This is a genomic window from Methanospirillum lacunae, assembly GCF_003173355.1.
Taxonomy (GTDB): domain Archaea; phylum Halobacteriota; class Methanomicrobia; order Methanomicrobiales; family Methanospirillaceae; genus Methanospirillum; species Methanospirillum lacunae.
In genome coordinates this window covers 48,100-63,591 of sequence record NZ_QGMY01000003.1, presented here as the reverse complement: position 1 = coordinate 63,591, position 15,492 = coordinate 48,100, and the positions used below count along the sequence as shown (strand labels likewise).

The 15,492-nt window shown below is 42.1% G+C and carries 12 protein-coding genes; 8 read left to right on the top strand and 4 right to left on the bottom strand.

Features of this window, described 5'->3' with window-relative positions; all coding sequences use genetic code 11:
• Nucleotides 1-83: 83 nt before the first annotated feature.
• Nucleotides 84-2,252, top strand: coding sequence for a hypothetical protein (locus DK846_RS05080; protein ID WP_109967856.1), 2,169 nt, complete (start codon nt 84-86; stop codon nt 2,250-2,252).
• 27 nt (nt 2,253-2,279) lie between these two features.
• Here DK846_RS05080 and DK846_RS05075 read toward each other — a convergent pair whose 3' ends face one another.
• On the bottom strand, nt 2,280-4,205 hold the full coding sequence (locus DK846_RS05075; protein WP_109967855.1) for a type II secretion system F family protein: 1,926 nt from the start codon (nt 4,203-4,205) through the stop codon (nt 2,280-2,282).
• Complete coding sequence (locus DK846_RS05070) at nt 4,202-6,163, bottom strand: type II/IV secretion system ATPase subunit (RefSeq protein ID WP_245926476.1); 1,962 nt, start codon at nt 6,161-6,163, stop codon at nt 4,202-4,204. Before DK846_RS05070 ends, DK846_RS05075 begins: the two co-directional genes overlap by 4 nt.
• Nucleotides 6,164-6,292: 129 nt before the next feature.
• Here DK846_RS05070 and DK846_RS05065 point away from each other — a divergent pair, with 129 nt between their 5' ends.
• From DK846_RS05065 to DK846_RS05045, 5 genes are all read left to right on the top strand, one after another.
• A complete protein-coding gene (locus tag DK846_RS05065) occupies nt 6,293-7,126 on the top strand; it encodes an RAD55 family ATPase (RefSeq protein WP_109967854.1) in 834 nt (277 codons plus the stop codon).
• Complete coding sequence (locus DK846_RS05060) at nt 7,123-7,821, top strand: KaiC domain-containing protein (protein ID WP_109967853.1); 699 nt, start codon at nt 7,123-7,125, stop codon at nt 7,819-7,821. Before DK846_RS05065 ends, DK846_RS05060 begins: the two co-directional genes overlap by 4 nt.
• Nucleotides 7,822-7,865: 44 nt before the next feature.
• On the top strand, nt 7,866-8,312 hold the full coding sequence (locus DK846_RS05055) for a hypothetical protein (protein ID WP_109967852.1): 447 nt from the start codon (nt 7,866-7,868) through the stop codon (nt 8,310-8,312).
• 82 nt (nt 8,313-8,394) lie between these two features.
• On the top strand, nt 8,395-9,513 hold the full coding sequence (locus DK846_RS05050; RefSeq protein ID WP_109967851.1) for a TIGR04013 family B12-binding domain/radical SAM domain-containing protein: 1,119 nt from the start codon (nt 8,395-8,397) through the stop codon (nt 9,511-9,513).
• Nucleotides 9,514-9,518: 5 nt separating this feature from the next.
• The gene (locus DK846_RS05045) at nt 9,519-10,160 is read left to right on the top strand and encodes a metallophosphoesterase family protein (RefSeq protein ID WP_109967850.1); all 642 of its coding nucleotides are present in this window, start codon (nt 9,519-9,521) and stop codon (nt 10,158-10,160) included.
• Here the strand turns inward: DK846_RS05045 and cyaB are convergent.
• Nucleotides 10,150-10,677, bottom strand: a complete 528-nt coding sequence (gene cyaB / locus DK846_RS05040) for a class IV adenylate cyclase (protein ID WP_109967849.1) — start codon at nt 10,675-10,677, stop codon at nt 10,150-10,152. The genes DK846_RS05045 and cyaB overlap by 11 nt on opposite strands.
• A gap of 49 nt (nt 10,678-10,726) precedes the next feature.
• Between cyaB and DK846_RS05035 the strand changes: the two genes are divergently transcribed.
• Nucleotides 10,727-11,419 carry an FKBP-type peptidyl-prolyl cis-trans isomerase gene (locus DK846_RS05035; RefSeq protein ID WP_109967848.1) on the top strand — a complete coding sequence of 231 codons (693 nt, stop codon included), beginning with the start codon at nt 10,727-10,729 and terminating at the stop codon, nt 11,417-11,419.
• Nucleotides 11,420-11,439: 20 nt separating this feature from the next.
• On the opposite strand, the gene DK846_RS05030 is transcribed toward DK846_RS05035, so the two are convergent.
• The gene (locus tag DK846_RS05030; RefSeq protein ID WP_109967847.1) at nt 11,440-11,913 is read right to left on the bottom strand and encodes a peptidylprolyl isomerase; all 474 of its coding nucleotides are present in this window, start codon (nt 11,911-11,913) and stop codon (nt 11,440-11,442) included.
• Between the two features lie 280 nt (nt 11,914-12,193).
• Here DK846_RS05030 and DK846_RS05025 point away from each other — a divergent pair, with 280 nt between their 5' ends.
• Complete coding sequence (locus tag DK846_RS05025; protein WP_181391633.1) at nt 12,194-15,319, top strand: PKD domain-containing protein; 3,126 nt, start codon at nt 12,194-12,196, stop codon at nt 15,317-15,319.
• The last annotated feature ends 173 nt before the right edge of the window (nt 15,320-15,492 follow it).

The following is a 15,492-nucleotide window of genomic DNA, read 5'->3' as shown; positions in this document are numbered from 1 at the left end:
TTCTGGTCTGGCAGAAAAACACATACTATAAATATTGATACACGAGTGTTTTAGTACGACTTATCTCTCTCCGGGGGGCTTTGATGGATCTTGCGCAATCTATATTAAAAGAACTGATTACGCTTCAGAGCAAAAACGAAGAACTGGCCCGGATAATCATCAAACTCGAGCATGAATCAGATATTATCATCAAACAATTTGAGACGAAAATAGAGGAATTACAAAAGAGTCTCAAACACGAACAAGATGAAAAATCACGTTCTGCCCGAAGATATGACGCAGAAATTCATGAATTGGAGGAGAGAAGGGACGCGCTGATTAATGAGATCAGTGAGGTCAGAAATATTTTCCAGACCCGGGTATCTCAGTTTGAAGAAAAGATTGAGTCACTTACAGGTACTCTCGAAGAGAAAGAAAAAGAAATTGCTGTTCTCACTGACGATAAAAGCAAACTGATTACCATTTATGAAGAAAAGATCTCATCTCTGCTGATAAATCTTGAAGATCAGGCAGTAGCTTTTCGACATGAACAGGAAATCCTTTCTTCCCAGGCTCGTGAACTTTCTGAGACATTAAAACTGGATCACCACCGGTTTACTACTCAAATAAAACATAATGAGGAAGATCTTCGAAATGCCGGAGAAGCCCTCAAGATAATGGACCAACGCCTGCATGAGTATGCTGACCGGGAAAAAACCCTCGAAGAGAAATCACGTGAAACCATTGATCATCTCCACCTATTAATCAACACTGAAAGACAGATCCGTGCACGTGAACTGAAGGAACGGGATCTTCAGGAGAAAGAATTCGAGGAGCAATTAAAAACAAGTCAAAAAGCTTATTCAGATCTTGGAATCCTTCTGAAAAAAGTAACTGCCGATACAGAGCGTGAAATCTCCAGGTTACAGAATCTCCTTTCTGATGAAAGTGTGAAGCGTCAGCGGTATGAAGAAGAAAGCAGGATCCTATCTGATAATCTTTCATTGATAAGACAGGAGTATGAGGAGAAACTTGCACACATATCATCTGATTTCTCGCGTACGAAGGAAAACCTTCAGGATCAGATCAACAGTCAACATGAAGAACTACGGTCAACTGTTGCTTCCCATGCTCAAACTCTCCAGGATCTGCATGAAAAAATTACTGAATTAAGTCACCAGAGGGATGAATTAGAGAGAACTCTCCGGGAAACTACAGAATCGAATCAATTAATTCAGGTTGAACTTGATTCAAAGATTTCTCAGTATGAAAAAGAAAAAATCAGGGTAGAAGAACTGGAAATTAATCTCAGGCAGGAGAGAGAAAAGCATAGCAATGAGATGTTACTTGAGCGGGAAAAACTATCTGAATCTAAACAAAGGTACCAACATGAGATCAACCATATTCATGATGAGATAAAAAAACTGGGTAATGAACGGGATCATCTTCTATCTGAAAGGCAGGCCCGGGAGGATTATTATCGTGATGAAATCAGTGGAATTCATCAGGAACTCGCAAATCTTCAGTCTTCATCACGATCACAAGAAGAGGCTCTCCGATCTGATATCACCAATCGTGATCGACAGATTCAGGATTTATTTATAAATAATGAGGCTTTACGAGCAGAAATTGATCGTGTCAGGCATCAGTATATAAAGCTTCAAGAGACAATCAGAGCAGAAAAAGACGACTCAGTTCATGCTTTATATCGGGAAATAACCTCTCTTGAAGAGAAACTGGCAAGTCGTGATCGTGATAACGCAACCCTTTCAGAAAATATACTTCGTCTGGATGCTGAGAATACAAGATTGATTCAGCAGGTTTCTCAAATAGATCAGCCTTCTGTTCCTCTTCCTAATCCTTCGGCTTCTCAAATTCCTGTAATACAGACAAAAACTACAGTTCCTCGTGTTATAGAATCAACTCCTGATTTTTCTGATACAAAAAGAAAGGAGGTCCAGATCCTTGCATCAGAACTTGAGGATCCTGCCAGGGCAGCAGACGCGGCAGTAAAATTAGCAACTATGGGGCCGGAAATTGTTGACAACCTGATACCCCTGCTTCATACTGGTTCGATACAAAGGCGGGTTTGGATAGCTGTAGTGCTCTATGAGATCAATGACAACCGTGCGACTCTTCCCCTCATGCGACTTCTTGAAACACCTAAAGTACATTTCAGGGAACTTATATGGGAAGCGAAAAATCAGTACCGCTCAAAGATCCGGTTAGCAGGGCAACCTGGTGAAACGGTATTGCGTTCCACCATTATTTGATCAGGCCTTTGTTTTAGTATTCTGTGCTTAAAAGGCAAAGTTGAATGCGAGAAGTGCCGCTATTATCAGAATACAACTGTGCTTAACTCCTGCCTTGATCGATGATTCTCCCATCATTCCTGCAATAAGACCTGAAAAAAATCCCTGCACCAGACATGTGTGATACAAAAGCCTGTCAATAGTAGTAAGTGAGAGGGTTCCTACATTGGCCAGTGGTCCTGCCATTGAAAGCCCTTCTGTACTCTGATTTGCTAAAACTGTTAGAAATTGGGTGGTGATGACTCCAATCACAAAAATAAAAACGAAAAATGAGAGGTATACAATAGCGGTATAGATAAACATCTCAGATAGCCGATCACGCTTTAAGATCTCGCTCATCCGTGCATCAGAGGCAGCAATCCTGAGCAGGTCAGCGATAGAACTACTCATCGTAGATGCTTTAGTGATAAGCGTGACAGTCCTTGCAATGAGTGCTGTTCTCACCCTGAGTTCAAACCTAATTAATGCATCACTGAAGTTTGCTCCCCAGAGTATATCACGCTGGATATGCTGAATCTCATATGCAAGGATTCCCAGATTTGCCCTGGCCATGATGGTGATTGACTGGGTAAGGGTAAGACCCACTTCATTGATTCCAGCCATCCTGTCGAGAAAATCTGGGATAAGTGACTCTATTCCCCGGATTTTATTATTCCATATAGTATAGAAGACTGCATACGGAATCAATATAATAAGCAGGGCTATCATGCACATATCATCCACAGCCATGATCATATCATCAAGTGTCCCGGCCGGAACGTGTAAGAATACCCATATCAGGAATAATAGTGCCAATGGGATAGTAAAAATAAATGAATACTCAGGTTTTTCAATAAATCCATTAAGAGGATGAGCAAGCCATTTTTTGATGTATCTAAACTGGTCAAACCTGGCGATTGTCGCAAAGAGTCGCTCTTCGCCTGTCATCTGTCTGACCCTCACGTCAGTATACTGGTTCAGCCATTTTGCCTTGACATATTTAATGGCATTTTCATCCTTGATCGAGATTGTATCAATCATCAGGATAAAGATCAGAGATCCTATCGGAAGAACGATATAACCAATTAGTGAGAGTTCAAAGACAGCTGAAGAGCCCATCATACCCATCACGACCATTATCGTTATGAGAAAGAGTGGACCTGCAATAAACACGGTAACATATATCTCTCCAACCAGGCCCAGGAATTGAAGGAACTCTTTTTGCTCAAATTTGGCTTCCTCCTGAAGTATGTGAACCCGGTCCTGAAGAAACTGAGAGAGATCACCCCCACTCTCCACTGTCGAAAGCATATCCTGAAGGAAATCACGCATCTTTTGGGATGGTGTTGTCTCACTTAAATGTCGTAATGCACTTACGACATCATATCCGAAGAAATCTGCATCACGAACAACCTGCCTGAACTCGTATGACACCTCTCCGTAAACTGCAGACATTTCTGATAGTGATTTAAGGATTTCAAGAAGTTCGGCCCCTCCTCGACGCATTGCATACATATAAGCAACAGCATTATGAAGGCCGATATTGATCTTGGTCGTCCTTGTCATCTTCTCAAGTGATGGATAAGCAAGAACGGCTTTGTACCCGATCACGCCACCAATAAAAAAGACTGCCACTGCAATAATGAGCTGGACAGCCAGTATGATTGTAACGTTAGGATTACTAGTATTAATGTCCAGATTCAGAACATTGTATAATTCTGGTTTCAGCCCGAAATTAGAGATAAAAAGAAATGATGACAGGAAAAAACCTATAAGGCCTGCAATGAGACCTGTCATCAGCCCAATAAACAGGGCCTGACGTATATATTGTTCAACAGTGACTCCGGCTCTTATAGAATTCAGATCCTTTCTGACAGGAATGAAGCTATCAGGATTTCGTGCGATCCATCGTCTGACTATAAGATCTGTTCTCATGAGGCGATCTTGTCCAGGTCTTTGATATTATCCAGCACCCGTTGTGAATCGATGTAGTATGCCTGTATGATCTTGGTAAACCTGATGTAATCGCGGAGGTCCTGATCCTTAATTGCATTTAGGACTGATTTCCGACGCTCCATCTCTTCAGTAAGGGCTTCCCTGCTCCACCCGTGAAGTGTAGAAATATCACCGAGAACCTGTGATCGTCCTGTATAGTGGAATGAATCTATAAGCGGATCGTACTCAAATACTGTATTGACCATGATATTGCCGGTAGCCGGATCAATTCCTGCTATCTCAACGATCTCTTCACTTCTTCTTACCCGGTCAGGTCCAATCTGGATTTGTTTCTGGATGCTCAGAATATTGAGTGCCTGAAGCATGTTTCTTGGAACATTTAGCGGTTCGTTCTCAAGTCGGTGAATTGCAGCATCTACACTTCCTGCATGCATGGTTGAAAATGTAGTATGTCCGGTGTTCATTGCCTGAAAGAGCGTCTGTGCTTCATGTCCACGAACCTCACCAACTAGGATATACTCAGGTCGCTGCCGCATTGCAGCTTTGAGCAACATAAACATATCAACTGATGTTCCTCCCTCAGCAACTGAATCACGGGTGATACTTGCAATCCAGTTCTCATGAAAGAGGGTAAGTTCGCGGGTATCTTCAATAGAGATGACTTTTGCAAGGGGTGGAATAAAGAGTGAGACCGCGTTGAGTGATGTTGTCTTCCCAGAAGCTGTCCCTCCAATAAAGACAAGACTCATGTTATTCTCGATAGCCATCCAGAAGTAGGCAAGCATATCTGCGTTAAATGTCTTGAGCTCCATCAGGTCGATTGGTGTGAATGGCTGTTCACGGAATTTCCTTATAGTAAATGAGGTCCCACGTGAAGTCACCTCAGTTCCGAATGTAAGTTGCAGACGAGATCCTTCAGGGAGTGTTGCGTCTATGAGGGGTGTTGCCGATGATATGTGTTTTCCTGATCGCTGGGCGAGCGTTATTGCAAGAGAGATTAATGCCTCAGTCTCAAACTGGATATTGGTCTTGATATTCTGCTCTTTGCGGTGGAAGAGAAAGATTGGAATGTTATCCCCATCACATGAAATATCCTCGATCCAGGGATCTATCATGAGAGCATTGACTCGGCCCCAACCAATGTAGTTCCTGACCAGGAAATATTCTAATTTGAATAGCGACTTTGGATCTATGGAGACTCCATAATATTTGAGGAGTTCCATGACCTTGGATTGGAGGAGAAACTTCCGATCCATCCCAGTCTCTTCATCGGTAAGAATCAGGACATCGCGAAGATCTTCATGAAGCCGTTCAAGCAGTTCATACTCGAACGGAGTGAGGGCCGGTTCATATAGGAGATACTCCTTCATCCGTGAATTTGTGTTGAGAGCAATGCATACCAGAGCACGACCAGGATCTGCCCAATACTCTCTGATTAATTCATAACCGGATGGAACATCATAATCTACAAGCGAACCATGTTTTTCAAAACTGTACTCCTCAACTCCAGATTTTCTAGCTAATGAGAATTTTTTGAGTAGTTTATTTGAGTAGTGTAAATCTCTGCTTTCTTTATCGGTGCCTAGAGACTTTTTAAGTTCTTTCTGAGTAACTACAATTGGGTTTTCAGATTTATGGTGTAAAGGATTGATCTTGATGCGGTTTATTTTCCCAGAATGTGGTTCCTGATTGTCTAAGGATTTCAGGGATTTAATTTTCGGAGTGGTGGAAGAGATTTTTGATGTTGCGGGTCCATTTTTCAGGTTTGATTCGGTTTTATTCTCCTGAGTTTTTCTGCTAAGAGAAATACGGGGAACCTTTATGGTAATGGTTTTTCTCTTTTTCGGTCCACCTATAGTTTTATCTATTCTATCTGTACCCTGTTCTTTTCCAGCCCCCGCCATGATATTGCCTACTGATGTGACTACCCCTTTCACATCTAATATTGATGAGTGAATGATATGTTATCATCAGATAAAAACGCTGAGGAATGACTGCCTATACCGGGAAGAAAGAGTATAAGTATAATAATGGAAGACTACTCATAATCGGTTTTTGGAGAGTTGATGTATACAGAAATAAATCGTTATATGCCCACTGGTCTGTCAACACTCGATCCGGTTTTTGGAGGTGGAGTTCCTCCTGGTTCTGTTATACTCCTGAAAGGAGACATTGGATCAGGAAAGATCGAATTTGCATATACTTCTCTCATTTATCTCTCCCTGATAATGGCGCGAGGTTCTCCAGACAAAAAGGTAATAATACCTGCTGATATCAGGTATATCACTGTTACCAAGATGCGGGAAGATATTCTCAGAGAAATTGAGCTGTCTTTCTCTCCTGATCTCCTGACTCACATCGCGAATGTTCAGTTTGATGATCTCTCAGACATCTATTTTGATTCGAGTCTTGTCCCAATTGGATGGTACTCAGATTATGAAGATATCATTGAGCGGATGGAAAAGAGACGAAAAGTCCATGATAGTGTGCTTTCAACCCTCGCTGATATGCTCTCTGATATTCCAAAAGAGAGTATGGTAACCATCGACTCACTTACTGAGCTTGCGACACAACATATTGCTGCCGGGACATGGCCTGATCTCACGGCATTTCTACGCGGTCTTCAGCGTGTGGCAAAAAAATGGAACACCACTTTCTACCTTATTCTGACTAAAGGTATCCTTAATCAGTGGCAGGAGACAGAGGTGGCTGATGCAGTTGATGCAGTCATTCATTTCAGATGGGAAGAATCCTCCTCGGCAAAACGACAGAGGGTTTTGTACATAGAAAAATTTCGGGGAGTTATGATCCATCTTGAAGATCGGGAGATGGTTAAGTTTGCTGTACGGATTACTCCTGGACGTGGATTTGAAGTCAGCAATATCAGGGTGATAATATGAGTGGTGATCGAATTACCTTCGGTATTAAAGGTCTTGATGAGATGCTTTCCGGAGGGCTGATTCCCGGTACCGTAGCATCCGTAATTGGGCAGTATGGGTGTGGTAAAACAAACTTTGCTCTGTATTTTCTTTGGTCCGGTCTTCTTAATGGTGAGAATGTAATCCATATTACCCTTGAAGAACGGACAGGCAGGATTGAATATTACATGCGGGATAAAGGATGGGATATTACACCGTATCTTGGAAAATCTCTCACGATTGTAAATCTTGATCCATCTGATTTTAATCTTGCAATAAACAGTGTCAAGAACGAGTTACCTGAACTGATCAAACGCACAGGAGCTCACCGGGTTACCATAGATCCAGTATCTCTGTTTGAAGACCTGTTTGATGATGATGCTACAAGAAGACGGGAAATGATGCGTTTTCTTGATCGTCTACGCGACCTGAATTGTACTTCTCTTCTCACGAGTGAAGCAGATAAAGAAAATGAGTTTTCAAGCAGATATAATCTGATTGAGTATCTCAGTGATACCGTTATTCTCCTGAGATATGCGAGAGGTGACTCGGTTTCTGATATTCATCTTGCTATAGAAGTGGTCAAAATGCGGATGTCTGGCCATTCCCGTGAGGTTAAGCCGTATGAGATTCTTAAAGAATCAATGATTGTTTACACAGAGGCAAACGTCTTCTGAAAACTGAGTAGATTTTTATAATCTGATTCTCATTATTATTCTTTATGCGGTTAATCATTCCCCTTCTTTGCCTTGTTTTCATCCTTCTTGTTGCAGGATGTGCTCAACATCAGGTTGTGGTATCTCCGAATACGGGAGCCCAAAAGGAATCTGCAAGTCCTACACAAATCTCAAACAGTCTGGAAACGTATCCGGCACCTCCTCAGGATAACGCTGTTTCAGCACAAATTAATGACAAGGACCAGGCAGACAAGACAATTCAGGTCTTTTTCTCAGGAGGTAAAGGGCAGAAGATGGTCAGGAGTTCCTGGATTATGATAAAGCGGAGTGATGGTTCTGTTGAACGGTTTGAACTTCCTCCTAAGGCACAGAGTGAGGTAGTGCTCAAAGGAACAGATGGTGAAGATCAGGTTCGGGTGTACGCTGAATATTATGACGGACAGATTTACCAGATTGCTGATAAATCACTTCGTATGCGGCAGCGACTGTAATGAAATTACAATTTAGGTTTATATCTGATTTCATTCACTTCGTTTTCAAGAATATTCTTTCAATCAGAGGCACTTTTTAGACATGGATGTACGATGGCGTGAGATTACTTCCCAGCGCAACAGTTTTGCTGCTCTCTATGCAGCCTGCGAACTCCATGGCTATCATCTTGTTTCCTCTTCAATCCCCGGGGGTGATGTTACTCTTTACAGTCTGAATTCAATTCAGGCTCCCGGCTATCTTGATGAGATCTCTGACGCATCGTGTATAACAGTCGTTGGCGGTCCTCACGCAACAGCATGTTATGAAGAACTTGTTGATGTAGCTGATTATGTTGTGGTTGGTGAGGGGGAATTTACTGTACCAAGGCTCCTTGATCGAATTGAACATGGTCTTTCTCCACCTCCGGGAGTTGCAACTCGGGATGGGCTCGTTCAGGTGGATCACTCAGTGTTGCTTGATGCCTATCCGAGTTTTAGCGAGTATAAGGGATATATAGAGATTTCCCGGGGATGTCCATATGCTTGTCAATATTGCCAGACGCCTTGTATTTTTGGACACCGTATGCGGCATCGTAGTCTTGATTCAATTAGGGAACTTGCAAAACATTTCAAACAGATTAGACTGGTGACACCGAATGCTCTGGCATATGGTTCAGACGGCCGACATCTGGAGTTAGGTAAAGTAGAGCGCCTCATGAAAATCCTTAAAAATGATGGGGATCGTGAACTCTATTTTGGAACATTTCCTAGTGAGGTACGGCCAGAGTGGATCACTGAAGAATCAGTGGAATTGATTCGGACCTTTTGCGACAATAAAAAGCTCCACATGGGTGTACAGTCTGGAAGTGACGCTGTCCTTTCAAGACTTTGTCGCGGTCATTCCTGTGCTGATGCGCTGTCAGCCTTGGATCATATCAGGGACGGAGGCCTTGTACCGGTGGTAGATGTGATTTTCGGGTTTCCGGATGAGACTGATGAGGAACAGGAGGAGACAGTCAGCCTTGTCCGTGAAGTATGTAAATCAGGTTTTGTTCATGCTCACCGGTTCATTCCACTTCCCGGAACACCACTGGCAGGCACACGATCTACCCCGGTCATACCTGAGGCAGAAGTTGCTTTAGGTTCTCTCGCCCTTGCAGGGAAAGTGACCGGTTCATGGAACGACCCTGAGTTAAGATTTTTTAGACGGGTTCCATATTAGTACTCATGTTGAAAGCGCTCCTGCTTGCAGATCTGCACGGTGAATACGGGATGATCGAGTCCTTCATGGAACTCGCTCCTGATGTCGTATTCATCGCAGGGGATATCACCAATATGGGAACTGCCCAGGATGTTGATACCTGTTTTTCACGTATCGATGTCCCCAGTTTCTCGGTTCCGGGGAACTGCGATCCCAAAGAGGTACTAGATGCCCTTGAGCGTTCCAGCAGTGTGAACCTTCATGGTTCGACAATGAACCTCGGCAAGATATCTCTGGTTGGTATAGGAGGATCTAATCCTACTCCGTTTGGAACACCTTTCGAACTGACCGATAAACAGATCGATGATCTGCTCAAAAGTTCAGTAAGTAAAATGGAAAGGGCAACTCACAATGTTCTCATTTCACATGCGCCTCCTCAGGGCATCCTTGATGAGATTGCGGGTAATCATGTCGGTTCAGCAACTGTGAAGAAGTATGTCGAGAAATTTGACCTGATCTGCTGTGCCCATGTCCATGAACAACGGGGTATTTATGAAGCTGATGGAATCAAGGCAGTAAACCCCGGTCCGGCCGCAATGGGCAACTGTGCCATGATCCATTTTGGTGAAGACGCAAAAGATATTGAGATAAAACTTCTCAACGTGTAGAAAGAAGGAGTTCAAGATAAGAGAGGGTTATCCTCTCCCCGGTAACTCCCATTTTTATTGCAGTTTCATCTACACGTGCAGCTGCCATTTCTGCATTTGAATCTGATATTAATTCTATCTCCACAAAGTTTCCAAGTCCTTCAACCTGATCAAGAGATATGGTGAAGTCCTGATATTGGTAGTACTCTCTGCGCTTTTGCACAACTGCCACCATTACAAATCCAAGGCGGGTAATGATGGAATCAAAGATTTTCGGATCAGTGATATCGAGGTTGAGTTCCTCCCTGACTTTTGAACCAAGAATAGTATCTTTGGGTCCCTTGTAGGTAACCGTAGTTTTTGTACCCGTTTCTCTGAGGCGCAATGCTTCATCTGTTATTCCAAAGTCCCGGTGGGGGGCATTATAATATGAGTCATGTTCTGTGAGTGTCTCAGTGAGGACTCCTCCTGATGCTATTACCTGTTCTCTGACCGCTTTGATGTCCGGGACCCGGACTTTAATCTCGATCTCCAGCATTGTCCTACCTTTTATCTATATGGCTTCCCATTTAATAAAGGAACCAAGAATGCCTGTCAAAGAAGGAGATTTTATAAAACTCAGTTATACCGGACGCAGTTTCGGGATGGTTTTTGATACGACCAGCGAGACCGAAGCACGTGAATCTGGTGCATTTGATGAGAAGAAGAAGTACGAGCCTGTGATAGTATGCGCAGGTAAACAACAGATTCTTCTCGGTCTTGATGAGGCTGTGATGGGGAAGGAGCCTGGGGATGAAGGTACGATTGAGATCCCACCAGAGAAGGCTTTCGGGGAGCGTGAACAGGAACTGATGCGCTCATATGAGAAGAAAGTCTTCAATGAGAAGCCATCTGTCGGTATGCGGGTAAATATTCCGAATACCGGTGAAGGCACTGTTGTTAAGATGATCGGGAATCGTGTTCTCGTTGATTTTAATCACCCGCTCGCTGGTCAGACATTGGATTATTCATATAAGATCGAAGGATTTGTTGAAGATCCAGCAGAGCAGATAAAGGGTCTGATAAGCATCTTTTCCGGACTTGAGACGAGTGTATCTATTGAGAATGGTGTTGCTAAAGTTGACCTTCCAGCTGGCATTTATTCATATAGCAGACGCTTTGTCAGCAGTAAGCCTTACATCACGATCTCAATATTTGATCTGGTCAATGGTATTGAAGAAATTCAGTATATAGAGAAGTATCCGAAACCTGAAAAAAAGGCTGAAGAAATCAAGGAATAATCCTGTTTTCTGATACGATATTACTCTTTTTTAGAGACTACCGTTGCCTTCTGGATAACAATGTCTTCTTTTGGCCGATCATTTCTGTCAGTTTTAACTTTAGCAATTGCATCGACCACATCCATCCCGCTGACTACCTTGCCAAATACTGGATGATTTTTGTCAAGGTAATTGTTGTTAACCAGATTGATGAAGAATTGGCTTCCGCCGGTGTTTGGCCCTGCATTTGCCATAGAGATTGTTCCCCGATCGTTCCGGTTATCAGCGGTGAATTCATCACGTATTGTGTATCCAGGACCGCCAGTTCCGGTACCTTTTGGACATCCACCTTGGATCATGAATTTGTCAATGACCCGGTGGAAAACGATTCCATCATAGAATCCTTCTGAGATCAGTTTTACAAAATTTCCCGTTGTAATCGGGCGGTTTTCATAAAGTTCTATCAGGATATCGCCCTTGTTTGTTGACAACTGGACCCTGGTAGGTTCTGCCATATATATTGGTTAAACCTTGGTGATGATAGGTTCTCTGATCATGATCCCGTGAGACTATCTGCGTTTCATGAGGTAGGAGTGAATGATCTCCTTTTGTTGTTTTCTATAATTCGGGCAGGTGATAAAGATATAATAATATTTATATTATGTGAAGAATATGATCTTCTATATATCGCGTTCTGATTACACCGGTAAAACTTCTTTATCCTGAAGTGTCAGGTGTGGGATTTGAAGAAGAAAGATTGGTACAATCAGGGTAGAACTGATGTGGGGAGTAAAAATGGGAAAAATTGAATTCAACTTGTTTATTATTACATCAATGTTGATTATTGCCTTATTTGGGCTTGTGAATGTGGTTTCTGCGGGTGATGTAACGATTGAAAGTTATCCCTGCTCTGAACCTCAATATTTATACGATTTAGCATCTGATAACCTCACTTTCTTTGTCGATAATTATTCGTCAGTGACAAAGAGGTTTTATGTTGCTGATAAAGAAGGAATAGCACAAGACCAGATTGCTGATAATTTCTCCAGTTCTATAAAGCGCTTTGGGACTACAACTGTTTTAGATTCTGATCAAAATACACTCCCTGATAATTATACTGATCTTTCCATTCCAGGACCTGGGAAATATATTATGACTTGGTCTGCCTGGAATGGTTCAGATCCAAACCCCTTAAAATGTACTCCCTTGACTAATGATACAACGGTACTTGTGAAACTTCCGATTAATGGTTCAATTAATCAGACATTTCCAACGTATCAATATCAGGCCCGGTTTAAATTCAATATTTCTTCAAATAGTTCAACTCCTGATATTCTGAACTGGAAATTTAGTGATGGTACTACATATCAGCAACCAACTGACAATCCTGCAAATGGGCTAAATGCATTCAACCATACTTTTCCATATACGTCTCCATCCACGCCATGGACATATGATGTTAATGTCACTGCAACTAATTCAACGGACTCCATCATTTACCCGATGAATTACAGTACATATTCTTTTGTCATGTATCCTCCTCCTGTTTCTGATTTCAATATCACCGATAATTATACACATGTATTAATTGACAAAGGCCCGGCACCATTAAAGGCAGATCTAAATTATAAGTCATGGACATTTGATGCAACGCCTGCCATTCAACTTATTCCTGAATGGAATATCTCCAATTCAAGTGGTTATGAGATTAACACATCAGAGAATTTCACCCATATTTTTGAGAAACCCGGGGTATATACCGTCACTTTGAAAACGAACACAAGTTATGGCTGGAATCAGACAAGCCTTCCATTGTTGGTATATGATAATATCACTTCCAATTTTACCCCATATCAATACTCATGTGCGGCATTCCCTGTGAATGTCACTTTTAGGGATAATTCATCTGGAAGTAATCTTGATAATATAACTTGGATTTATGATGATGGTACGGAAGACATCAATTTATCGCAGAACTGGGTCAATCATACGTATTATTTGCCAGGTCGTTACAATGTTACCCAGATTGGATGGAATAATACATTTGGAATCTGGAATCAGTCGAGTCAGTGGGTAAATGTAACTGGGCTCTATGCAAACTTTACATGGGATCCTTCTGTTCCACCAACTATCGATCGCGATTCAAGCGCAGTTTTTAATTTCACTGATACTTCTTCAGGTGTAGATCAATATACCCGTTGGGAATGGCGTTTTTCACCAGACCATATGGCCCCTACTAGAAATGCCAGTTATAGTTATTCCCGCAATGGGACGTACAATGTAAGTCTCACAGTATATGATCCACGTTGTTATGGTAGCGATCCAACAAAAGGGAATACCACAACGAAACAGGTGACTGTATATGAGAACCTGGTAGCAGATATCAGTTATTCTCCAAAATGCGGGACGTTTCCTCTGAGTGTCCAATTTATGGATAACTCTACTGATGATCCAAATGACTGGTACTGGACTTTTTATTATTTAAATGGTTCATATAAAAATGTCTATCATCAGAGTAATCCGGTTTTTGAGTATCCACAAGCCGGAACCTATCAGGTAGATCTTCAAGCAACAAACCCGCAATTAAATTGGAGTGTCAAGCATCTGAGTATCAATTTAACTAATTGCCTTCAGGCTAACATTGCTGCAAACCAGACTAAGGGATATTACCCCTTTACAGTTAATTTCACAGATAATTCAACTCCACAATCTTTAGTCTCCAGCCGTAGTTGGAATTTTGGTGATCAAACAAGCCTTGGATCTGGTTCATCGGTGATTCACACGTTCAACCAGGAAGGAAACTATAATGTGACACTTTCAGTGACTGATACTTCCGGTTTAACAAAAGTTGCAAATAAAACCATTGAAGTTGGAAGTCCGGTGTATGCTAACTTTACCCCTAATGGTACATCTGTAGTTCCGGTGAATGGATCAATGGTGGTTAAGTTTACTGATCTCTCCGCTCCACAGGCCGATATTACTAACTGGGACTGGAACTTTGATGATATTCAGCCAAATGATACTAATAAGAGTCCATATCATCAGTTTACATCCGAAGGTTGGCACAATGTTACACTTAATGTGAGTAATCCATATTATGGTGCTTGGAATGTTTCAAGATCTAGAATTAATATCAGTGTACAAAAGGCTCCAGAAGCAAGTTTCACCGTTACTCCTGATATTGCCAACCGGTTTGAGAGAGTGACGTTTGTTGACACATCAAAGGGTGAATCCATCAATGGGTGGTATTGGCAGTTTGGAGATGGAAATACCTCAATAGGTACACCTGCGGTAAATTATTACCAGAATGCGGGAACATACACAGTAAACCTGACTGTAACTAATCCGTACGGGAATGGTACTGCTTCAAATGTTGTCCGTGTAAAAGGCCCGGTGTACGCCGATTTCGTGACTGATCCGTCAGGAGAGTGGGGAATTGTTAATCAACCAATCACCTTTATCGACACATCCAAAGGTCAACCTATCCATTGGATCTGGAATTTTGGTGATGGCAACTCAACAACTACTGACTCCTCGTCAATTGTTCACGCATACTCTACAGAGGGATCATACACTGTCAATATGACTGGGACCAACTGGGATGGTCAATCTGGATCGGCAGTAAAGACGATCCTGATTGAAAACAAGTCAAGACCAAAGGATGTGAATTTCGGGGCTGCAGGGAAGAAGTACAGTGGAACTCATCCGTTCACTGTCCAATTTGAAGATTACACTCCAAATCAATCAAACGTAACTGAGTGGTACTGGGACTTTGGTGACCGTACAAATTCGTTCAATACAACTCCAATTGCTCCGTCTCACACCTATGTAAATCCTGGTGAGTATACAGTAACTCTGTCTGTGAAGAATGACATGGGAGTAAATGAGAAGTCCCGTGTTGCATATGTGGTCGTAGTGTGAGATCGGAGAGATCTTATCCAAACTACTATAGATGTAACCTGGATTACAACTCCTGATATCCTTTTTTTTGTGCTCGCTTGAATTAAGTATTCATTTCGCAGACGGGTACTGATACACCTTTAATATTTGAAATTCCTCTATTTTTTGGCGTATTTCAACACCTATATATATGA

Bases quoted from the DNA above. Each gene is read 5' to 3' on its own strand.
- DK846_RS05080 (WP_109967856.1), top strand. From the start codon at position 84: ATGGATCTTGCGCAATCTATATTAAAAGAACTGATTACGCTTCAGAGC.
- DK846_RS05075 (WP_109967855.1), bottom strand. From the start codon at position 4,205: ATGAGAACAGATCTTATAGTCAGACGATGGATCGCACGAAATCCTGAT.
- DK846_RS05065 (WP_109967854.1), top strand. From the start codon at position 6,293: ATGTATACAGAAATAAATCGTTATATGCCCACTGGTCTGTCAACACTC.
- DK846_RS05060 (WP_109967853.1), top strand. From the start codon at position 7,123: ATGAGTGGTGATCGAATTACCTTCGGTATTAAAGGTCTTGATGAGATG.
- DK846_RS05055 (WP_109967852.1), top strand. From the start codon at position 7,866: ATGCGGTTAATCATTCCCCTTCTTTGCCTTGTTTTCATCCTTCTTGTT.
- DK846_RS05050 (WP_109967851.1), top strand. From the start codon at position 8,395: ATGGATGTACGATGGCGTGAGATTACTTCCCAGCGCAACAGTTTTGCT.
- DK846_RS05045 (WP_109967850.1), top strand. From the start codon at position 9,519: ATGTTGAAAGCGCTCCTGCTTGCAGATCTGCACGGTGAATACGGGATG.
- cyaB (WP_109967849.1), bottom strand. From the start codon at position 10,677: ATGCTGGAGATCGAGATTAAAGTCCGGGTCCCGGACATCAAAGCGGTC.
- DK846_RS05035 (WP_109967848.1), top strand. From the start codon at position 10,727: ATGCCTGTCAAAGAAGGAGATTTTATAAAACTCAGTTATACCGGACGC.
- DK846_RS05030 (WP_109967847.1), bottom strand. From the start codon at position 11,913: ATGGCAGAACCTACCAGGGTCCAGTTGTCAACAAACAAGGGCGATATC.
- DK846_RS05025 (WP_181391633.1), top strand. From the start codon at position 12,194: ATGGGAAAAATTGAATTCAACTTGTTTATTATTACATCAATGTTGATT.